Here is an 18,912-nt window from a genome sequence, read left to right as displayed (position 1 = left end):
AAGGATGATATGATGGACGAAACCAGCACCACTGAAACCGTCGCCGCCGCCGAACTGCGTCAATTCATCGAGCGCGTCGAGCGTCTCGAAGAAGAAAAGGCCGCCATCCAGGGCGACATCAAGGATGTCATGGGTGAGGCGAAAGGTCGTGGTTACGATACCAAGGCGATCCGCACCATCATCCGCCTGCGCAAGAAGGACGCTAACGAGCGTATTGAGGAAGAAACCATCCTGCAGACCTATATGGCTGCGCTTGGCATGGAATGATCGGCTGATGGTCGGTTGATAAAAAATCGCCGCTTTTGCGGCGATTTTTATTTGGGCTTTTCGCGAAACTCAGCCGCGTGTGCCCGCCAGCTTTTCCGAAAGGTCGACGGCCTGTTTGCGGGCATCCTTGTCCGCGGGGTAGAGCGCCAGATAGCGTTCCCAGGCCTTCAGAGCCAACTCGTCGCGGCCTGAGGCTTCGAGGATGTTGGCGAGGCTTGCCAGTGCGGGAAAATAGCGCGGCTCCTTTTCCAGCGTCAGGTTGATATCCGCCATCGCCTTGCGGGTGTCGCCGTCGGCGAAATGCACCATGGCGCGGCGATAGGGCGCCTGCACATAGTCGGGATCGAGCAGGATGATCTGGTCGAGAAAATCGTAAGCGGCGGCATTGCGCTTCTCGTCTGAAGCTTCGCCTGCCCATTGCATCAGAAGATTGATCGTCGCACTGCCGGAATCATTCCATTCGGAAGCAATCTGGTTGGCGATGCTGCGCGCCTTGACGGCGTTTCGCTCTTTCTTCAGGGATGCAAAAAGAGTGTCGACGGTCTTGGCGGGCGCGGGCTCTGCAACTACGGGAACTTGCCCGTCTGCGGCATGACTGATGGCAGCCATTCCCGGAAACAGGAGGGCCGAAAACAGGAAACCCTGAGCGACGATGATAGCCATGCAAAAACGATTTGGGCGCATGGGTCAAAGCTTAACCCGACTGCGCCCAATATCAAATGCAAAGTTCTACTCTGTCAACAAAGTGATCCGCGATCTGATCGCGAACCGCAGTCAATCAGCCCTGACGAGCCTTGAAGCGCGGGTTCTGCTTGTTGATGATGTAGACGCGGCCCTTGCGGCGAACCAGGCGGTTATCGCGATGACGGGCCTTAAGCGCTTTAAGCGAATTCTTGATTTTCATTTTACTGGTCCGCAGTTTTGCACGGCTTTTACCGTGCTTATTCAAACAATCAAAAGCGCGCAACGGGGCGCGCTCTTTTCGGTTGGCAGGCAAATACCCGTTTGACCCCTGCCTGTCAACACTTGCCGGTATCTTTGCCTTAAAAGACTGAGGGTTTTCCTGTATGCAAAAGCTCCGTCACATGGCCCATCTTGCGGCCGGGGCGCGCTTGCGTCTTGCCGTAGAGATGCACGAGGCAGTCTTTTTTCGACAGCCACGCTGGCACATCGTCGATGTCGTCGCCGATGAGGTTGGTCATGACGCAATCTGAATGGCGGGCCGTGCTGCCGGGCGCAAGACCCGATACGGCACGCATATGCTGTTCGAATTGCGAGATCACGCAGGCGGCTTCCGTCCAATGGCCGGTATTGTGGACACGCGGCGCCATTTCATTGGCGACAAGCGAACCATCAGGCAGGACGAAGAACTCGATGCCGATGACGCCGACATAATCGAGCGCCGCAAGAAGCTTTTCCGCCGACTGTACGGCCACATCCTTTGCCCCCTCGGAAAGCGCTGCCGGCACTGTCGAAGTATGCAGAATGCCGTTCAGATGAATGTTTTCCGCCGGATCGTAACAGGTAACCGTTCCATCCCTGAAGCGGGCGGCAATGATCGAGATTTCCCGCTCGAAGGCAACGAAGCTTTCGAGGATGAGCGGCACGCCGCCAAGCGCGTCGAAGGCGCCCGTCGTGTCCTCGCCACCCCGGAAAAGACGCTGGCCCTTGCCGTCATAGCCCATGCGGCGCGTCTTCAGCACGCCCTTGCCACCAAAGGCGGCCAGTGCTGCCTCCAGATCTTCCTGGCTGTCCACGGCGCGAAAATCGGCGGTCGGAATGCCGCAACCGTTGAGGAAGCGCTTCTCCGTCAGCCGGTCCTGCGAGGCGCTGAGCGCCTGCGGCGGCGGATAGACAGGAACGGAGGCGGCGAGCGTCTCGGCTGCCGCCACGGGCACGTTCTCGAATTCGTAGGTCACGACATCGCAGAGGCGGGCGAGTTCGGCCAGCGCGGTTTCATCGTCATAATCCGCGACGATCTGGTCGTTGCAGACCTGTGCCGCCGGACAATCGGCCTGGGGCTCCAGCACGATGGTGCGGTGGTTGAGGCGGGCTGCGGCCATTGCCAGCATGCGGCCGAGCTGTCCGCCGCCGATAATGCCGATGGTGAGGTTGCCCTTGGTCAGATTATTGGTGCCCATCGTCGCGTCAGCTGTCCCGGATGCCGTCACTGGGCGTTGTCCATGGGATATTCGGCCACGGCCGCCGACTGGCGCGCGCGCCACGCATCGAGCCGGTCAGCCAGATCCTCGTCGCCGAGCGCGAGAACCGCTGCCGCCAGAAGTGCCGCGTTGATCGCACCGGCCTTGCCGATGGCGAGCGTGCCGACGGGGATGCCGGCGGGCATCTGGACGATGGAATAGAGGCTGTCCTGTCCGGACATCGTCTTGGACTGCACCGGAACACCGAAGACTGGAAGCGGGGTCATGGCGGCCGTCATGCCCGGCAGATGGGCAGCGCCGCCGGCACCGGCGATGATGACCTTGAAGCCCTCATCCTTTGCGCCATTGGCGAAATCATAAAGTCGATCCGGCGTGCGGTGGGCGGAAATGATGCGGGCTTCATATTCCACATCCAGCGCATCCAGCGTATCGGCGGCGTTCTTCATGGTCTCCCAGTCGGACTGGCTGCCCATGATGATGGCGACGGGGGGCGTTTCTGCTGTCACGTAATTTCTCCGGCTCAGGCGATGATATCGGGAATGACCTGGTCTTCGAGCTGGGTCATCTTGTCCTTGACGGCCAGCTTCTTCTTTTTCATGCGCTGTATCCTCAGCGCATCGCAACTGGTCTGGATCATCGCGTTGATCGCCGCGTCATAGTCTTCATGCTCCTGGCGCAGCCGCGCCAGCGTGAGCCTGATGTCCGCCTGGTCCTGATCGGGCATCTTGTCATCCCCATTTTATGCCAGCCGGATAGCCTCCGGCGCGTATGTCGTCTGTTCCGAGCCTCTATCATCAAATCGCGGCAACGGGAAGTTATCCGTTGCGACCAAATTGCCCACTTATTGCCTTCATTTCGCCTTCGACAATACGATTAATCCATGTCACATTGTCGTCGCAAACCTGAAACTCCAGCGATGGAGAGCTGGAGGTAGGCTTAAAAATGGAAGGACGTGCCGCATGACCATTCAGGCTCATATTGCATCGCTCGAAAAGAAACACGGTGCTCTGGAGGAAGAGCTCGAAAGTATTCTTGCTTCCCCGTCTTCGGACGACACAGAGATCGCTGACCTCAAACGTCGAAAACTGCGCCTGAAGGATGAACTGCAGAGGCTTAAAGCCTCCACAAGGCATTAAATGATGCCATGCCGCAGCCTTCGATGAAGGACTGACGGTTCCTTTTCGGCCCTGGCGGCACCTGCGGTGTTGCCAGGGCTTTTTAGTGGCTGTGAAACCTAGAGGGGCAGTCCGTCCCAGAGCAGTTTCAGGGCTGCGATCAACGCCATGGCATACATCAGCGGGTAAAACACGGATGGTTTCAGATATTTCACCACCCTTGCACCGGCGAGCGTCGCCAGCATCGCGACCGGCAAGAGGCTGGCCGAGGTCTTGAGGTTGGTGGCGTCCAGCGCGCCCAGCGCAAAATAGGGGATGAGCTTGATCGCATTCATGATGGCGAAGAAACGCACGCTCATGCCGGTATAGGTCTTGGGATCGAGCTTCAGCGGCAGGACATAGATCTGGAAGGGCGGGCCGCCCGCATGGGCGACAAAACTCGCATAACCCGAAAGGCTGGACCAGAGCGTTGCTGCGGCCGGTCGTTGTGGTCTGGCCGGTATTTGCTGCCCGTTGCGGCTTTTGAAGCTCTCGTGGAAATAGCGCAGCACAAAGAGGATGGTCACAGAGGCGACGACAAGCCGCATCGCATCTGCAGATATGAGGCTGGAGGTGGCCCAGCCGAGTGTGATGCCGGCGATTGCGCCGGGCAGCATGATGAGGAGCGTCTGCCGGTGATTGTGGTGTCGCCAGGCCCAAAGCGCCACGAGATCCATCACGATCAGGATCGGCAGGAAGATCGCCGCCGCCTGCACCGGCGGGATTGCAAGCGCCATCAACGGCACGCCCATCAGCGCCAGCGCGCCGCCCAAACCACCCTTGGAAAGGCCGACAAGCACGACTGCGGGGATGGCGACGAGGAAAAAATGAAAATCGGTCAGCATGGATGGATGGTTGATCCTTTCTCCGGTCCGGTTTATCGGATTTATCATATCAAAACGAGTGCAGATCGCGCCGGAAGTGTCTTCTGCCTGAAATGGACGAACCAATGACCATAGTTGAAGACCGTTGCCGCCTTGTTCTGATCGTCCCGCAGTCGGACGATGCGCAAAAGCAGGCAACAGATGTGGAAGAAGCACTGCGGGGCGGCGATGTGGCCTCGGTCATCATTCCGCAATACGGTCTGGATGACGCCTCTTTCCAGAAGCGTGCCGAACTGATCGTGCCTCTCGTCCAGAAGGCGGGTGCGGCTGCGCTCATCGCGGGCGACAGCCGTGTTGCGGGCCGGGTGAAGGCGGATGGCCTGCATGTGGCGGGCAACGCCGAGGCGCTTGCCGAAGCCGTTGAAAATTTCACGCCCAAGATGATCGTCGGCGGCGGCAATGCGGATGATCGTCACAAGGCTCTGGAACAGGGTGAGTCCAATCCGGACTACGTCTTTTTCGGCAAGCTCGAAGGCGACATCAAGCCGGAAGCGCATCCCAAAAATCTGGCTCTTGGCGAGTGGTGGGCTTCGATGATCGAAATCCCGGCGATCGTCATGGGCGGCACGGATCCGTCGTCGGTGGTCGCGGTTGCTGAAACCGGCGTGGAATTTGTGGCGATGCGCAGCGGCGTTTTCGACAATGCTGCCGGCGCCGCCCAGGCCGTTTCTGAAATCAACGCGTTGCTTGACGAAAAAGCGCCACGGTTTGGCGGTTGATACAGGCGATGTTCATGCGCTCGGTTCCCTTCTGCCTTTCCGTTTCGCTGATGACGCTGATTTTTGGCGCGTCGGCGGGCGTTGCTTTTGCCCAGTCCGGACCGCAGAGCGAAAGCAACGCGCTTTCCCGGCAGATGGAGGATGAGGCGCAGCCTTCCCGTCAGGGCAGGGTGCAATCGGAAGAACAGAAGGATTTGCAGCCGTCGCAGGGCGTCAACGTCTATCAGCGCATGGGTGCCGAACTGCCGGCCCTGCCGCCTGAAAAGGAGTTCAAGGGCAGAGTGGACGAGGCCTATGGCCATTTCCAGCGCGGTGAATATGTGCAGGCGCTCGACAAGGCATTGAACCGTGCGCAGAACGGCGATGCGGCCGCCCAGACACTGGTGGCGGAAATGATGTCGCGCGGGCTCGGCATTGCCCGTGACGAGAAGACAGCGGCTTTCTGGTACCAGCAGGCGGCGCAGGGCGGTGATGCCGTCGCCATGTTCAAATTCGCCCTGATCCTGATGGAAGGCAAATTCGTCACCCGCGACAAGGCGAAGGCCGACGATTACATGCGCCGGGCCGCGGAAGCCGGCAATGCCTCGGCCCAGTTCAACTGGGGGCAGATACTGGTTTCGGAAAATCCCGGTGCCAAGGGATTGCTGATGGCCATGCCGTTTTATGAAAAATCCGCCGAACAGGGCATTGCCGACGCGCAATATGCGGTGTCGCAGATTTACTGGTCGCTCAAGGATGTACCGGCTGAAAAGAAAGCCAAGGCCCGGGATTGGCTGACGCGGGCTGCAAAAGCCGGTTACGATACCGCGCAGGTCGATCTCGGTATCTGGCTCGTCAATGGGTTTGGCGGCGAGCGAAATCTGGATGAGGGCTTCCGCTGGCTTTATGGCGCCGCACAGCGCGGCAATGTTGTGGCCCAGAACAAGGTGGCGCATCTTTACATCCAGGCTTTGGGTACGAGGCCGGATCCGGTGGAAGCGGCCAAGTGGTATGTGCTTTCCCGCCGTGCGGGGTTGAAGGATCCGGCTCTCGAGGATTTTTATCTCGGGATCACCGACGAGCAGCAGAAAAAGGCGATCGAGGCCGCAAATCGGTTCCGCCCGGTGTGATGCAGGGCGGTTCAACCGTCGCCAGCTTCGGCCCGCAGGCTTTTTGCCTTGAATTTCCGCGCGTTTTGTGGTCTTGAACCGCAAACTTTCAATTCAAGAAAATAATGACGTGCCTGCCCGGCAAGCTTTCGGGCGGCTCGCAAGCTTTCCAGGAAACAAACTCGATGGCCCGTTCAGCCCTTCTCAATGTCATGGTTCAGGCCGCCATCAAGGCGGGTAAGTCTTTGTCGCGTGACTTCGGTGAAGTGCAGAACCTTCAGGTTTCGGTCAAGGGACCGAGCGATTTCGTATCGCAGGCAGACCTCAAGGCCGAAAAGATCGTGCGCGATGAATTGATGAAGGCCCGCCCCACCTACGACTTTCTGGGTGAGGAAGGCGGCGAGGAAAAAGGCAGTGACGGCGCGCATCGCTGGATCGTCGATCCGCTTGATGGCACGACCAACTTCCTGCACGGCATTCCGCATTTCGCCGTTTCCATCGCGCTGGAGCGCAACGGCGAAATCGTCGCCGGTGTGATCTTCAATCCGGCCACCGACGAACTCTACACCGCCGAGCGTGGCGGTGGCGCTTTCCTCAACGATCGCCGTATTCGCGTCGCTGCGCGTAAAGCGCTGACCGATTGCGTCATCGGCTGCGGCGTGCCGCATCTCGGCCGTGGCAATCACGGCAAGTTCCTCGTCGAGCTTCGTCACGTCATGGGTGAAGCGGCCGGCATTCGCCGCATGGGTGCGGCAGCGCTTGACCTTGCCTATGTTGCTGCGGGCCGTCTCGACGGTTTCTGGGAGGCGGATCTTTCGCCCTGGGACATGGCGGCCGGTCTGGTGCTGATTCGCGAAGCCGGTGGCTTCGCCTCTGATATCAAGGGCGGTACGGACATCTTCGGCAGCGGTACTGTTGCGGCTGGAAATGAATATATCCACAAGTCGCTTGTGGAAGTCGCCAACCGCCCGATACCCGGCCGCTGATCGATTTCGGCAGAAAACCTGCCGTTTAGTGCAAGTTTTTAAGCGCCCGGCGAACCCTTGCCGGGCGTTTTTGTTTTTCTGAGCGCCGGTCCCATCCGTCTTTGCAAAATGCGTATGACGAAAGACCGGCTTTTCGCTTCAAATCGTCGCAATTTTCAAATAGCTTCCGCTGGATACCTGACCGAAGGGAATGCGAACGTTATGGCGGATTCGGAGTTACTTGATCTCGGCGTCGAGAAGCCGGTGACCACGCGGCAATACAGCCACAAGCTGTCCAGCCCGACACCGTTTCTCTGGACGATGGTTCTGTTTCTGATCCTCGTCGGTTTCCTGGCGGCCATTCTTTACCGGCAGGCGCACACCGCCTTCATGACGAATCCGGGCCTCAACGGTTTCATTCTCGGCGTTCTTGCCATCGGCATCATTCTGGTGTTCACGCAGACAATGAGCCTGCGGTCAGAAGTGCGCTGGTTCAATGCCTTTCGTGCCGCCGGCAGCGTTGAGAAGGTTGGCCGCGCGCCAAAGTTGCTTGCCCCCATGAGCACGCTGATCGGCAAGCGCGGTGAGGTCCGGCTTTCCGCCGTTACGCAGCGCACGATCCTCGATTCCATCGCGACTCGCCTTGATGAGACGCGTGATACCTCGCGTTATCTCGTTGGCCTTCTGGTGTTCCTTGGCCTGCTCGGCACCTTTTGGGGCCTCATCGGCACCATTGGCGCCATCAGCAACGTCATCCAGTCGCTTGATCCAAGCGCCGGCGACAGCAACGATATTCTCGGCTCCCTCAAGGCCGGCCTGACTGCGCCGCTGGCGGGCATGGGAACGGCGTTTTCCTCGTCGCTGCTTGGCCTTTCGGGCTCGCTGATCCTCGGATTTCTCGATCTTCAGGCAGGCCGCGCCCAGAACCGTTTTTACACCCAGCTTGAAAACTGGCTGTCTTCCGTGACGGATACCTCGGTGGAAATGCCGAGGGAGTTCAAAGCTGAGCCCGGCGCGGTTGTCAGCACCGAGCGTTCGCTTGCAGCCATGACCAGCCTTGCCGAGGGTATTCAGGGGCTGGTCAAGAATATGCGCAGCGAGCAGCAGATGTTGCGCGACTGGATCGAGGCGCAGCAGGAGGAATCGAGATCGCTCCGCCGCACGCTCGACCGGCTGTCGACGCGTATCGATGGCGAGACGAAATCTTCCGGACGCACCCGGCACGATAACGGGAGCGAGTAGCCATGGCGCTTGCGCGCAACCGCCGCCGCGACAGGGGTGTGGATTATTGGCCGGGTTTCGTCGATGCGCTCTCGACGCTGCTCATGGCCATCATGTTTCTGCTCACGGTTTTCGTGCTGGCGCAATTCGTGCTGTCGCGGGAAATCACCGGCAAGGACGAGGTGCTGACACGCCTCAACAGCCAGATAGCGGAACTGACCGAACTTCTGGCCATGGAAAAGGGCAGCAAGCAGGATATCGAGGACGCATTGGCGAGCCTGCAATCCACACTTGCCGCGTCCGAAAGTGAGCGCTCGCGCCTGCAGTCGCTTCTCGATGCGGGATCGGGCAACAGCGCAAGCGCCAATGCCCGCATCGGCAGCCTGACCGGCGAACTGGATGACCAGAAGCAGGCCAATTCCCGCGCCTCCGCACAGATAGAATTGCTCAACCAGCAGATTGCAGCGCTCAGGGCGCAGATTGCTTCCGTGGAAGCCGCGCTGCAGGCGTCGGAGTCCAAGGACGCCTCGTCTCAGGTCAAGATCGCCGATCTCGGCCGCCGTCTCAATGTGGCGCTGGCGCAGAGAGTACAGGAACTGAACCGCTACCGGTCTGATTTCTTCGGACGCCTGCGCGAAATTCTTTCGGACCGCGAAAACATCCGCATCGTCGGCGATCGGTTCGTCTTCCAGTCCGAAGTGCTCTTTCCCTCCGGGGGCAATGAGCTCAATCCGCAAGGGCAGGCGGAGATGGAGAAGCTGGCGACAGCTTTGATCGATCTTGCCAAGGAAATCCCGGCGGAGATCAACTGGGTCCTGCGCGTTGACGGCCATACGGACAATGTCCAACTTTCCGGCTCCGGCCGTTACCGCGACAATTGGGAACTTTCCTCTGCCCGCGCCACCTCGGTGGTGAAATTCCTGATCTCCAAGGGCGTTCCGTCAAACCGCCTGGTTGCTGCCGGGTTCGGCGAATATCAGCCGATTGCAGAAGGCGACACGCCGGAAGCGCGTCAGCAGAACCGCCGTATCGAGCTGAAGCTCACCGAACGCTAAGTCAGGAGCCGCATCTTGGCGGTTGCCTTGTGACGCAAGTGAATTTACGTTCGCGTAAAAGTAATTCCGTCATATCTGGGAGGGGCTGATGGAACGATATGATTTGATTGTCGTCGGTGCGGGGATTGCCGGGCTGGTCGCGGCAACCGAGGCTGTCGAGCGCGGCCTCAGCGTTTGCCTAGTGGATCAGGAGGGAGAGCAGAACCTTGGCGGGCAGGCCTTCTGGTCGCTTGGTGGTCTGTTTTTCATCGACAGCCCCGAGCAGCGCCTGATGCGGGTGCGCGACAGTCTTGATCTTGCCCGGCAGGACTGGTTCGGCTCGGCAGGTTTCGATCGTTCCGAGGACCATTGGCCGCAACGGTGGGCCGAAGCCTATCTCAATTTCGCCGCCGGCGAGAAACGTGAATGGCTGCATCGGCTGGGCATGCGCTGGTTTCCGGTGGTTGGCTGGGCCGAGCGTGGCGGCGCCCTTGCCCATGGCCACGGCAATTCCGTGCCGCGTTTCCACGTCACATGGGGCACGGGTCCCGGCGTGCTGGCGCCTTTCGTTGAAAAGACAAAAGCCATGGCGGCGGACGGCCGCCTTGCCCTCCGGTTTCGCCACCGCGTCGATCGGCTGGATGTCACCGACGGCCGGGTGACCGGCATTTCCGGCGCTGTTCTTGCAACGGATCCGGTGTTGCGCGGACAACAGAGCAGCCGGGACGTAGCGGGGGATTTCACAATTGCAGCCCCGGCCGTTATCGTCAGTTCCGGCGGCATTGGCGGCAATCAGGAGCTGGTGCGGCGTAACTGGCCGGTGGAGCGGCTGGGTATGCCTCCCGCAAGCATGGTCTGCGGCGTACCCGCTCATGTGGATGGTCGCATGCTTGCCATTACGGAAATGGTGGGTGGAACAGTCATCAATCGCGACCGGATGTGGCACTATACCGAAGGTGTGAAAAACCACGATCCGATCTGGCCGGACCATGGCATCCGCATCCTGCCCGGCCCCTCGTCCTTCTGGTGCGATGCCGATGGAAACCGGCTTTCAGCGCCGGCGATGCCGGGCTTCGATACGCTCGGCACGCTTAAAATGCTGGGCGAGCGCGGCAGCGGCCATAGCTGGTTCATCTTGACCAAGGCGATCATCAAGAAGGAGTTTGCGCTTTCAGGTTCGGAGCAAAACCCTGATCTGACGGGCAAGAATATGCGGCTGCTGCTCAAACGGCTGGGCAAGGAACCGCCCGGGCCGGTGAAGGCCTTCATGGAGCGTGGTGAGGATTTCGCCGTCCGCGATACGCTGGAAGAGCTTGTCCCGGCAATGAACGCGATCAGCGGCGATGACCGTTTGGATATAGGCCATATCCGCGACCAGATAGAGGCGCGGGACCGTGAGATCGAGAACGGTTTCTGCAAGGATGCGCAGGTAACGGCAATCCATGGCGCGCGGCGTTATCTCGGCGACAGGCTGATGCGCACCGCAAAACCGCATCGGCTGCTCGATCCGGCGATGGGACCTTTAATCGCCGTGCGTCTGCATGTATTGACGCGAAAGACGCTGGGCGGCCTGCATACTGACCTTGAGGCGCGCGTGCTGGATGCTGCCGGTGATCCGGTGCCGGGCCTTTATGCTGCCGGTGAGGTGGCCGGTTTCGGCGGTGGCGGCATGCACGGCTATAATGCGCTTGAGGGCACATTCCTCGGCGGCTGCCTGTTTTCCGGCCGTGTTGCGGGGCGCAAAGTGCTGGCGTGATTACGCCTGGGCGCGCAATTCGTCCGGCCCCGTCTGGAATTGCAGCCGGGCAAGTTTTGCGTAAAGGCCGTTCTGGCGAATGAGGCTCTGGTGCGTGCCTTCCTCGATGATGCGGCCTTCATCCATCACCAGAATGCGGTCCGCCTTCAGCACGGTGGCAAGGCGATGGGCAATGACGATTGTGGTGCGGGCCTTCATCAACTCATCCAGAGCCTTTTGCACCAGCATTTCGCTTTCCGCATCAAGCGCGGATGTCGCTTCGTCGAGTAGCAGGATCGGCGCGTTGCGCAGGATGGCGCGGGCAATCGCGATGCGCTGTCGCTGGCCGCCGGAAAGCGTAACGCCCCGTTCACCCACCTGCGTGTCATAACCATCGGTCAGTCGCGTGATGAAGCTGTCCGCCTGTGCGGCGATGGCGGCAGCGCGGACTTCTTCGCGTGTCGCGTCCGGCCGGCCGAAGGCGATATTATCATGGATGGATGAGGCGAATATCGCCACGTCCTGCGGGACGATTGACAGGTGGGCGCGCAGGTCTGCCAGGCTGACGTCGCGGATATCGCTGCCATCGACGGTGATACGGCCCTGCTGCGGGTCGTAAAACCGCATCAGCAGCGAAAATACCGTGCTTTTGCCCGCGCCTGAAGGGCCGACAATGGCAACGGTTTCGCCGGCGCTGACCTTGAAGGAGAGGCCGGAGATGATCGGCCGGCCGGTCGCGAGCGGGTAGATAAAATTGACGTCTTCAAATGCCGCCTCGCCGCGCGGTGGCTGCACCATGGCAACGGGCGTCGTCGGCTCGATGACGGGTGAGCGCTCGTCCAGCAGTTCGGAAAGCCGTTCGGCCGCGCCGCCCGCCTGCGCCAGTTCACCCCAGACTTCCGAAAGCTGGCCAAGACCGCTTGCGGCGATGACGGAGTAAAGTACGAATTGGCCGAGCGTGCCCGCAGTCATGCTGCCGGACAAGACGCTTTGCGCGCCATACCAGAGAATGCCGACGACGCTGCCGAAGACCAGTGCAATGGCAACGGCGGTGAGGATGGAGCGTGCACCGATCGCCGCGCGCGCACCCTGATAGGCGGCTTCCACGGAGGCGCCATAACGCGCATTTGCGAGGGTCTCGGCATTGAAGGATTGCACGGTGCGGCTCGCCGCAATCGTCTCGGAGGCATAGGCGGCGGAATTCGCCAATGTGTCCTGTGTGGTGCGCGAGCGGGCACGGACAGAACGGCCGAAGGCAATCAGCGGAAAAACAATGAAGGGAATGGCAAGCAGCGCAAGGCCGGAAAGGCCGGGGCTGGTATAGATCATCATGGCGACAGCGCCGCAACACATGATGATGTTGCGCAGCGCGACTGAAGCGGATGAACCGAAGGCGGAACGGATCTGCACCGTGTCGGCCGTCAGCCGCGAGGTCAGTTCGCCGGATCGGTTGGTATCGAAAAAATGCTGCGACAGCGTGGTGAGATGGGCAAAGACATCGCGGCGCAGATCGGCGACGACCCTTTCACCGATGGTCATGACATAATAATAACGCATGGCGCTGGCGAGCGCGAGGAGGACGGCGATCGCCAGAAGCATGGCGAAATAGCTGTTGATCATGCCGCCATCCGGCGTCTGGAAACCGTGGTCGATGATGCGGCGAACGGCAAGCGGCAAGGCAAGTGTCGTGGCGGAGGAGAGGACAAGTGCGAAAATGGCAGCCGCCATCAGGCCGCGATAACGCCTGAGATAGGGGAAAAGGCCAAGAAGCGGCTTCAGGCTTCTCTGTTTCGCCGCTTTCTGCGCTTCAATATCTGCCACGTCCTTTATGCTCCTCGTTCCGCGCCGTTTTTCGGTCTTTTGGGGCCAGATTTCCGGCCCGCGGTAAAATTCCTGCCCCTGCGGCCATCTCCTTTCACAAGGGGATAGCAGGCTCTTGTTATCTGGGCGACCTTCATGTATAGGCTCCGCATCGAATTGGGAAGCCATGGCCCATCTGGTCTATGGCTTCATTTATTGAAATGGCTCAGTTGACGCAATTGCGGCAAATGGACCGCACGTCACTTAACCAGGAAGATTGTCATGAAGGCTGATATCCATCCCGATTATCACACGATCAAGGTGGTCATGACCGATGGCACCGAATACGAAACCCGCTCCACCTGGGGTTCGGAAGGCGCCGTCATGAACCTTGAAATCGACCCCAAGTCCCATCCGGCATGGACGGGCGGCAACCAGCAGCTTATGGACCGTGGTGGTCGCGTTTCCAAGTTCAACAAGCGTTTCGGCGGCCTCGGCCTCTGATCCACTTGCGGACGGATCGTTTAAAAAAGCCCGGTTTTTACCGGGCTTTTTTGTTGCCTTTTCCAATGATGATGGGCGGGCACGTATCGCCCAAAACAAAAAAGCAGGCTTGCCAGCCTGCTTTTCAAATTGTCCGGATAAGATCGTCTTTTCTCAATTGATGGAGAAAGCCGTGCGCAGGAGATTAAGCTGTGCCTGTACGCTGTTTTCATTGTCCGGCACCTTGGTGGCTTCGGACGGGCGATAGATTTCGCGGTCGAGAAGGGCGATGCGGTTCTGGAGGCGCAGCGACCGTTCGATGAGGTCGCGGAAGGATTCCGGCAGATCGTTCCAGCCGGGCGCGTTACGGTCGACATTGAAGCTGTCGAGACGCACCTTGTTCTTCTCGCTCAGAACCTGATCGCGCGTCATCTCGCCATTGTTGACGGCGCGCTGCAGAAGCAGCCAGGAGGCCATCTGCATCAGGCGGGTGGTGAGGCGCATCGATTCCGCTGCGTAAAGAACGGAAGCCATGCGCGGCAGAACCTTGGAAGCAGCGCGACCGGCGCCGTCAAGATAGCTCGCCGTTTCCTCAACCAAGGTCATGCCTTCGGTATAGAGGGTTTTGAACTGGTTGGAAGCAGCCGCGCGACCCGCAAAGCTTATGGTATTTAAAACCTGTTCCGACATTTTCTTTAAATCCCTGCTCACGCACCACACTGTCAGGCAACGACGACCGGGATATTTTGTTCCGGCCTTTAGTGTTTTCAGGATGGTATCTTTACCTGAAATGCGCAAGGCAATTATTAAAGAAGGGTTAATACCCACAGTTTTACGAAATCCGGATACCGGCAAAAAAAGAGCCGCGAAAGCGGCTCTCAAGGTAAAACAGGGAGAAAAATCAGACCAATTCGCCGAATGGAGAAGATGCCTGAGGTCCAGAAGAACTGGACATGTATAGTAATCTCTCAGAAAGCTTAATTTTTGGTTAATGGTAAACGAAAGACTGCGCCAGAATATTTACACCCGCGCACCATTCCGGCCGCAGCTTGCGACTTGTAGGTTTCCTCCCGGGCGTTTCTGCGGGCCTTCGTCAGGAGCGGAAGAGGTTCTCCGCCGCCAGCCGGCCCGCCGATTTCCTTGTCCGCTCCTCTTCCAGCCGGGTGATTTCCGTTTGCAGGAGGTCGATACGGTTGCTGAGTTCGTCCACGGAAAGAAGGCTGAGATCGCTGCCGATCTCATGCGCCAGCGGTTTTTGCGGACGGTCATCGTCAAAGAGGCTCATATGCCTGCTCCTTTTTCAACATAGTCGCCATCGTCCTCGGGATATTGCGGCGCGCGCGGATCAAGTGCAATGCTTTCCGGCGTGACGAGCGGCGAGGGCGTCGTCGGCATCATGGTCGAGAAATTGTCCTTTTCGTCGGTCGAAAGCGCGGCGCGTTGACGGCTTCTGATGATGGCATAGGCCGTTATCAGCACGTGGGCGACGGCCGTCACGAAGAAGAGCGCATAGGGGCCGGAATAGGTCATGACCGCGCCGCCGAGTGTCGGGCCGATGATGGTACCGATACCGTAAAGCAGCAGCAGCCCGCCCGAAACCTTGACGAAGTCTTCCGATGCCGCGTAGTCGTTGGCATGGGCCACGGCGATGGGATAAAGCGCGTTGGCGGCGGCGCCGTAAATGGCGATCATGGGGATAAGGACGTAGACATTGTGCGGCTGCACGGCCGCAACGGCCAGACCCGCGACTGCGCCAAGACCTGCCAGTCCGGCGAGCACATAACGGCGGTCTATGCGGTCCGAAAGGCGGCCGGCCGGAAATTGCGCGAGCGCGCCGACGAAGATCGTGACGGACACCATGATGGCGATCATGGTCGGATCAAGACCCGCCCGTGCGCCGAAAACGGCGCCGAGCGTGCCGTAAGCACCGTTGGCGATGCCGATCATGAGGATACCGACGAAGGAAACCGGCGAGTTGCGGTATAGAGCCGGTAAATCCAGCTTGACCTTCTGCAAGGGCTGCGGACTGTCGGCCTTCGAAAGCGTGGCTGGCAGAATCGCAATGCAATAGATGATGCCGCAGATCATGAACAGCGAGTTGTTGCTGATGTCGCCCATCGGCACGATCATCTGCCCCGCCACTACGCCAAGCAGGGTGATGGCTATATAAAGCGAGAAGATCATGCCGCGGCTCTCATTGGTCGCGCGTTCGTTCAGCCAGCTTTCGATGATCATGGACGTGCCGGCCGTGCAGAAGCCGGTGAGCGCGCGCATGGTGATCCACCAGACGTCGTCAATGATAAGACCCGTCATCAGCACGGTCAGGCAGACCAGCGCGACGAAGGAGGCGAACGCCCGCACATGCCCGGCGCGGCGCACGATCGCGGGTGCCACAAAGCAGCCGATGACGAAGCCGGCCGCCCAGGAGGTGCCGAGAAAGCCCAGAATTTCATTGGAATAGCCTTCGGCCGAACCACGCACCGGCAGCACCAGGCCCTGGAGGCCGTTACCGAGAAAAAGAAACAGAGTGCTGGATAAAAGAGCGAATACGGGTAGAAGATTTCTGCTCATGAAGACACTCTCATGCGTTCGGACGGACGGTCGGACAGGCCATAGAACGGGATTACCCGAATGAGTTGCACTCTTCTGGTGAACGCTAAAAATGTCCAGCCTGTGACGATGCAGAAATAAAGAAAAGGCTCAATAAATGACAAAGGCGATCGGCCTTTTTTTACTGCTGGCCATGGTGGTCCAGATCATCCGGCCGCTCGGCCTGCCGGGCCTTAAAAAAAGGGGCGATTGCTGGAAGATAGCGGTTGCCGCCTTTGTCATCTGGTCGGCCACGCTTCTTCTGCGCCCGTAAAGAAAAAAGCCGCCCATGGGGCGGCTTTGATTTTTCGGCGTGCCTGTCGGTCTGGCCTTACGCGGCCTTTTCGAGTTCCAGCTTCCAGTTGCCCTTGGCAGCAAGGCTGTTCATGGCGGCGCGGTGGGTGAAGGCGCGCTGGCCGGCGGCGACATTCTCCTGCTTGCCGCCCCATGTCTTGAGGGCCGTATCCTGAAGCGCGCGGCCGTAGGAGTAGGTCAGCGACCAGGGCAGGTCGTAACCGGCATTCATGGCGGAGAGATGTGCCGTCGCCTCTTCGGAGGACTGGCCGCCGGAAAGGAAGGCGATGCCCGGAACGGCAGAGGGCACGGTCGCCTTTAGAACCTTCACGGTCTTTTCTGCCACTTCCTCGACGGAGGCCTTGCGGGCCTTTTTGCCGTCGATGATCATGTTCGGCTTGAGGATCATGCCTTCGAGGTTGACGCGGGCGTCGAACAGATCCGCAAAGACGGTCTGGAGAACCCATTGCGTAACTTCCGCACAGCGATCGATGTCATGCGTGCCCGGCTCGCCGTCCATCAGCACTTCCGGCTCAACGATCGGCACGATATCCGCCTGCTGGCAGAGAGCGGCGTAACGGGCGAGCGACTGGGAGTTTGCCTTGATCGAACCCCAGCTCGGGCGCTGATCACCGATGGTGATGACGCCGCGCCACTTGGCGAAACGGGCGCCGGCCTCATGGTACTTGCGCAGGCGCTCGTAAAGACCGTCGAGACCTTCGGTGATGAATTCATGCGGGTGGAAGGCCATCGGCTTTGCGCCGATATCCACCTTGATGCCCGGCAGGCTGCCGGCCGCCTTGATGATATCAACAAAAGGTGTGCCGTCGGCTGCCTTCTGGAACAGGGTTTCTTCGTAAAGGATGACGCCGGAGATGTATTTCTTCATGGCGTCGTCGGAGCGGAACAGCATTTCGCGATAGTCGCGGCGGGCGGTCTCGGTGGACTCCAGATTGATGCTGTCGAAACGCTTCTTGATCGTTCCTGTGGATTCGTCGGCTGCGAGCAGGCCTTTACCGTCGGCAACCATTTTGATGGCAATGTCTTCGAGACGTTCGGTCATTTGCTATTCTCCCAAGGCACAATAAATTCCCGATAACAGAAGTTCCAGGGCAGGGAAATGGCAGGCTAACTCATTGAAACGATTGAAATGATTTCAATCGTTTGAAACTTTTCCTCCCGTGCGTACTTACCAAAAAACAAGGCCGGGCAAGCATTGCTTGTCCGGCCTCGTGTCAGGCAAGTAGGATAAGTTTACTTGGCAGCGGTCAGGATGGCAACGCCCGGCAATTCCTTGCCTTCCATCCATTCGAGGAAGGCGCCGCCTGCCGTCGAGATATAGGTGAAATCGTCGGAGACGCCGGCGTGGTTCAGTGCCGCGACCGTGTCGCCACCACCGGCGACAGAGACGAGCTTGCCCGCTTTCGTGCATTCGGCGGCATGTTTTGCCGCAGCCACTGTTGCCGCATCGAAGGGTTCGATTTCGAAGGCGCCGAGTGGCCCGTTCCAGACCAGCGTTTCCGCGCGGGAAATCCAGGCCTTGATGCTCTCGACCGATTTCGGGCCGACATCGAGAACCATGGCATCGGCGGGAATGGCGTTGATATCGACGGTTTCGTTCGCCGCACTGGCCTTGAATTCGCGGGCGACCACGCCGTCTTCCGGCAGAACGATGGCGCAGCCGGATGTGGCCGCTTCGATCATGATCTGTTTTGCGGTTTCGGCCAGATCGTGTTCGCAGAGGGATTTGCCGACTTGTGCGCCGCGTGCGGCAAGGAAGGTGTTAGCCATGCCGCCGCCGATGACGAGGGCATCGACCTTCTTGACGAGGTTCATCAGGAGATCGATCTTGCTCGAAACCTTCGCGCCGCCGACGATGGCGACCACAGGACGGACCGGCTGGCCGAGGCCCTTTTCCAGCGCCTCAAGCTCGGCCTGCATGGTGCGGCCGGCATAAGCGGGCAGGTGACGCGCCAGACCTTCTGTCGAGGCGTGGGCGCGGTGGGCTGCGGAGAAGGCGTCATTCACATAGATATCGCCGTTGGCTGCCAGAGCCTCGACAAATGCCGGATCGTTCTTTTCCTCGCCCTTGTGGAAGCGGGTGTTTTCCAGAAGAAGGATATCGCCATCGTTCATTTTCGCGACTGCGTCCGCTGCCGGCGCGCCGATGCAATCGGCTGCGAAAGACACAGGGTGATCCAAAACTTCCTCAACGGTAGCTACGATCTGGGAAAGCGACATGTCGGCGACGGGTTCACCCTTCGGGCGGCCGAAATGGGCAAGCAGGATGACTTTCGCGCCTTTTCCGGAGAGTTCGAGAATGGTCGGTGCAACCCGTTCAATACGGGTCGCGTCCGTCACCTTGCCATCCGCAACCGGCACGTTGAGATCAACGCGGACGAGAACGCGCTTTCCGGCAATGTCGTTAAGGTCGTCGATGGTCTTGAAAGCGGGCATAGGTCGATCCTGATTTGTTGCGAGTTCGGGACGGACCATACTATGCCTGATTGCCGACGC

At 59.4% G+C, this 18,912-nt stretch carries 22 protein-coding genes; 10 read left to right on the top strand and 12 right to left on the bottom strand.

Annotated features, from left to right (window positions below):
- Positions 1-9 precede the first annotated feature (9 nt).
- A complete protein-coding gene (locus tag JZY08_RS19170) occupies positions 10-267 on the top strand; it encodes a DUF2312 domain-containing protein (RefSeq protein WP_006314683.1) in 258 nt (85 codons plus the stop codon).
- A gap of 69 nt (positions 268-336) precedes the next feature.
- Here JZY08_RS19170 and JZY08_RS19165 read toward each other — a convergent pair whose 3' ends face one another.
- The 5 genes from JZY08_RS19165 to JZY08_RS19145 all read right to left on the bottom strand — a co-directional run bounded on the left by JZY08_RS19165 (position 337) and on the right by JZY08_RS19145 (position 3,153).
- Positions 337-951, bottom strand: coding sequence for a tetratricopeptide repeat protein (locus tag JZY08_RS19165; protein WP_216333179.1), 615 nt, complete (start codon positions 949-951; stop codon positions 337-339).
- Positions 952-1,045: 94 nt separating this feature from the next.
- Entirely contained in the window at positions 1,046-1,171 is a 126-nt protein-coding gene (gene ykgO, locus JZY08_RS19160) for a type B 50S ribosomal protein L36 (RefSeq protein WP_003497670.1), read from the bottom strand.
- 139 nt (positions 1,172-1,310) lie between these two features.
- On the bottom strand, positions 1,311-2,408 hold the full coding sequence (locus tag JZY08_RS19155) for a 5-(carboxyamino)imidazole ribonucleotide synthase (RefSeq protein ID WP_137039846.1): 1,098 nt from the start codon (positions 2,406-2,408) through the stop codon (positions 1,311-1,313).
- Between the two features lie 26 nt (positions 2,409-2,434).
- Positions 2,435-2,902, bottom strand: coding sequence for a 5-(carboxyamino)imidazole ribonucleotide mutase (gene purE, locus JZY08_RS19150; RefSeq protein WP_035243258.1), 468 nt, complete (start codon positions 2,900-2,902; stop codon positions 2,435-2,437).
- Positions 2,903-2,949: 47 nt separating this feature from the next.
- Entirely contained in the window at positions 2,950-3,153 is a 204-nt protein-coding gene (locus JZY08_RS19145; RefSeq protein ID WP_003497661.1) for a YdcH family protein, read from the bottom strand.
- 235 nt (positions 3,154-3,388) lie between these two features.
- Between JZY08_RS19145 and JZY08_RS19140 the strand changes: the two genes are divergently transcribed.
- Positions 3,389-3,565 carry a YdcH family protein gene (locus JZY08_RS19140; RefSeq protein WP_035222179.1) on the top strand — a complete coding sequence of 59 codons (177 nt, stop codon included), beginning with the start codon at positions 3,389-3,391 and terminating at the stop codon, positions 3,563-3,565.
- 98 nt (positions 3,566-3,663) lie between these two features.
- Here JZY08_RS19140 and JZY08_RS19135 read toward each other — a convergent pair whose 3' ends face one another.
- The gene (locus tag JZY08_RS19135) at positions 3,664-4,428 is read right to left on the bottom strand and encodes a sulfite exporter TauE/SafE family protein (protein WP_216333178.1); all 765 of its coding nucleotides are present in this window, start codon (positions 4,426-4,428) and stop codon (positions 3,664-3,666) included.
- Between the two features lie 104 nt (positions 4,429-4,532).
- Here JZY08_RS19135 and JZY08_RS19130 point away from each other — a divergent pair, with 104 nt between their 5' ends.
- The 6 genes from JZY08_RS19130 to JZY08_RS19105 all read left to right on the top strand — a co-directional run bounded on the left by JZY08_RS19130 (position 4,533) and on the right by JZY08_RS19105 (position 11,250).
- Positions 4,533-5,186 (top strand): thiamine phosphate synthase, encoded by a 654-nt coding sequence (locus JZY08_RS19130; protein WP_035222740.1) that lies wholly within the window; start codon positions 4,533-4,535, stop codon positions 5,184-5,186.
- A gap of 8 nt (positions 5,187-5,194) precedes the next feature.
- Positions 5,195-6,295 (top strand): tetratricopeptide repeat protein, encoded by a 1,101-nt coding sequence (locus JZY08_RS19125; protein ID WP_216333177.1) that lies wholly within the window; start codon positions 5,195-5,197, stop codon positions 6,293-6,295.
- Positions 6,296-6,459: 164 nt separating this feature from the next.
- The gene (locus JZY08_RS19120) at positions 6,460-7,260 is read left to right on the top strand and encodes an inositol monophosphatase family protein (RefSeq protein WP_035243257.1); all 801 of its coding nucleotides are present in this window, start codon (positions 6,460-6,462) and stop codon (positions 7,258-7,260) included.
- 201 nt (positions 7,261-7,461) lie between these two features.
- Positions 7,462-8,481 (top strand): flagellar motor protein MotA, encoded by a 1,020-nt coding sequence (locus JZY08_RS19115; protein WP_082186029.1) that lies wholly within the window; start codon positions 7,462-7,464, stop codon positions 8,479-8,481.
- Positions 8,482-8,483: 2 nt separating this feature from the next.
- On the top strand, positions 8,484-9,515 hold the full coding sequence (locus JZY08_RS19110; protein ID WP_003497646.1) for a peptidoglycan -binding protein: 1,032 nt from the start codon (positions 8,484-8,486) through the stop codon (positions 9,513-9,515).
- A gap of 88 nt (positions 9,516-9,603) precedes the next feature.
- A complete protein-coding gene (locus JZY08_RS19105) occupies positions 9,604-11,250 on the top strand; it encodes an FAD-binding dehydrogenase (RefSeq protein ID WP_216333175.1) in 1,647 nt (548 codons plus the stop codon).
- Here the strand turns inward: JZY08_RS19105 and JZY08_RS19100 are convergent, their stop codons facing one another.
- Positions 11,251-13,050, bottom strand: coding sequence for an ABC transporter transmembrane domain-containing protein (locus JZY08_RS19100; protein ID WP_216333173.1), 1,800 nt, complete (start codon positions 13,048-13,050; stop codon positions 11,251-11,253).
- 261 nt (positions 13,051-13,311) lie between these two features.
- Here JZY08_RS19100 and rpmE point away from each other — a divergent pair, with 261 nt between their 5' ends.
- Positions 13,312-13,533: a 50S ribosomal protein L31 gene (rpmE, locus tag JZY08_RS19095; protein ID WP_003497640.1), complete on the top strand. Its 222-nt coding sequence runs from the start codon at positions 13,312-13,314 to the stop codon at positions 13,531-13,533.
- Positions 13,534-13,686: 153 nt separating this feature from the next.
- Here the strand turns inward: rpmE and JZY08_RS19090 are convergent, their stop codons facing one another.
- From JZY08_RS19090 to JZY08_RS19080, 3 genes are all read right to left on the bottom strand, one after another.
- The gene (locus JZY08_RS19090; RefSeq protein ID WP_035242899.1) at positions 13,687-14,202 is read right to left on the bottom strand and encodes a DUF1465 family protein; all 516 of its coding nucleotides are present in this window, start codon (positions 14,200-14,202) and stop codon (positions 13,687-13,689) included.
- 403 nt (positions 14,203-14,605) lie between these two features.
- Positions 14,606-14,797, bottom strand: a complete 192-nt coding sequence (locus JZY08_RS19085) for a DUF1192 domain-containing protein (RefSeq protein WP_003497631.1) — start codon at positions 14,795-14,797, stop codon at positions 14,606-14,608.
- Entirely contained in the window at positions 14,794-16,083 is a 1,290-nt protein-coding gene (locus JZY08_RS19080; protein ID WP_035242897.1) for an MFS transporter, read from the bottom strand. The genes JZY08_RS19085 and JZY08_RS19080 overlap by 4 nt, the downstream gene beginning before the upstream one ends.
- A 136-nt stretch (positions 16,084-16,219) precedes the next feature.
- On the opposite strand from JZY08_RS19080, the gene JZY08_RS19075 reads away from it, so the two are divergent.
- The gene (locus JZY08_RS19075) at positions 16,220-16,375 is read left to right on the top strand and encodes a hypothetical protein (RefSeq protein ID WP_003497629.1); all 156 of its coding nucleotides are present in this window, start codon (positions 16,220-16,222) and stop codon (positions 16,373-16,375) included.
- A 57-nt stretch (positions 16,376-16,432) separates the two neighbouring features.
- Here the strand turns inward: JZY08_RS19075 and JZY08_RS19070 are convergent, their stop codons facing one another.
- Together JZY08_RS19070 and pgk are read right to left on the bottom strand one after the other, a co-directional pair.
- Complete coding sequence (locus JZY08_RS19070) at positions 16,433-17,458, bottom strand: class I fructose-bisphosphate aldolase (protein WP_003497628.1); 1,026 nt, start codon at positions 17,456-17,458, stop codon at positions 16,433-16,435.
- A gap of 191 nt (positions 17,459-17,649) precedes the next feature.
- Entirely contained in the window at positions 17,650-18,852 is a 1,203-nt protein-coding gene (pgk, locus tag JZY08_RS19065) for a phosphoglycerate kinase (protein WP_216333171.1), read from the bottom strand.
- Positions 18,853-18,912 lie beyond the last annotated feature (60 nt).

It is taken from the genome of Rhizobium sp. X9, from assembly GCF_018873185.1.
GTDB lineage: Bacteria > Pseudomonadota > Alphaproteobacteria > Rhizobiales > Rhizobiaceae > Agrobacterium > Agrobacterium oryzihabitans.
This window is presented reverse-complemented; position numbering and strand designations above follow the sequence as displayed.

Excerpts from the sequence above, each read along its gene's own strand:
- JZY08_RS19115 (WP_082186029.1), top strand. The coding sequence starts at position 7,462 with ATGGCGGATTCGGAGTTACTTGATCTCGGCGTCGAGAAGCCGGTGACC.
- JZY08_RS19110 (WP_003497646.1), top strand. The coding sequence starts at position 8,484 with ATGGCGCTTGCGCGCAACCGCCGCCGCGACAGGGGTGTGGATTATTGG.
- JZY08_RS19130 (WP_035222740.1), top strand. The coding sequence starts at position 4,533 with ATGACCATAGTTGAAGACCGTTGCCGCCTTGTTCTGATCGTCCCGCAG.
- JZY08_RS19165 (WP_216333179.1), bottom strand. The coding sequence starts at position 951 with ATGCGCCCAAATCGTTTTTGCATGGCTATCATCGTCGCTCAGGGTTTC.
- JZY08_RS19135 (WP_216333178.1), bottom strand. The coding sequence starts at position 4,428 with ATGCTGACCGATTTTCATTTTTTCCTCGTCGCCATCCCCGCAGTCGTG.
- ykgO (WP_003497670.1), bottom strand. The coding sequence starts at position 1,171 with ATGAAAATCAAGAATTCGCTTAAAGCGCTTAAGGCCCGTCATCGCGAT.
- purE (WP_035243258.1), bottom strand. The coding sequence starts at position 2,902 with ATGGGCAGCCAGTCCGACTGGGAGACCATGAAGAACGCCGCCGATACG.
- JZY08_RS19085 (WP_003497631.1), bottom strand. The coding sequence starts at position 14,797 with ATGAGCCTCTTTGACGATGACCGTCCGCAAAAACCGCTGGCGCATGAG.
- JZY08_RS19080 (WP_035242897.1), bottom strand. The coding sequence starts at position 16,083 with ATGAGCAGAAATCTTCTACCCGTATTCGCTCTTTTATCCAGCACTCTG.
- JZY08_RS19155 (WP_137039846.1), bottom strand. The coding sequence starts at position 2,408 with ATGGGCACCAATAATCTGACCAAGGGCAACCTCACCATCGGCATTATC.
- JZY08_RS19120 (WP_035243257.1), top strand. The coding sequence starts at position 6,460 with ATGGCCCGTTCAGCCCTTCTCAATGTCATGGTTCAGGCCGCCATCAAG.
- JZY08_RS19145 (WP_003497661.1), bottom strand. The coding sequence starts at position 3,153 with ATGCCCGATCAGGACCAGGCGGACATCAGGCTCACGCTGGCGCGGCTG.
- pgk (WP_216333171.1), bottom strand. The coding sequence starts at position 18,852 with ATGCCCGCTTTCAAGACCATCGACGACCTTAACGACATTGCCGGAAAG.
- JZY08_RS19105 (WP_216333175.1), top strand. The coding sequence starts at position 9,604 with ATGGAACGATATGATTTGATTGTCGTCGGTGCGGGGATTGCCGGGCTG.
- JZY08_RS19090 (WP_035242899.1), bottom strand. The coding sequence starts at position 14,202 with ATGTCGGAACAGGTTTTAAATACCATAAGCTTTGCGGGTCGCGCGGCT.
- JZY08_RS19070 (WP_003497628.1), bottom strand. The coding sequence starts at position 17,458 with ATGACCGAACGTCTCGAAGACATTGCCATCAAAATGGTTGCCGACGGT.
- JZY08_RS19125 (WP_216333177.1), top strand. The coding sequence starts at position 5,195 with ATGTTCATGCGCTCGGTTCCCTTCTGCCTTTCCGTTTCGCTGATGACG.
- JZY08_RS19075 (WP_003497629.1), top strand. The coding sequence starts at position 16,220 with ATGACAAAGGCGATCGGCCTTTTTTTACTGCTGGCCATGGTGGTCCAG.
- rpmE (WP_003497640.1), top strand. The coding sequence starts at position 13,312 with ATGAAGGCTGATATCCATCCCGATTATCACACGATCAAGGTGGTCATG.
- JZY08_RS19140 (WP_035222179.1), top strand. The coding sequence starts at position 3,389 with ATGACCATTCAGGCTCATATTGCATCGCTCGAAAAGAAACACGGTGCT.
- JZY08_RS19170 (WP_006314683.1), top strand. The coding sequence starts at position 10 with ATGATGGACGAAACCAGCACCACTGAAACCGTCGCCGCCGCCGAACTG.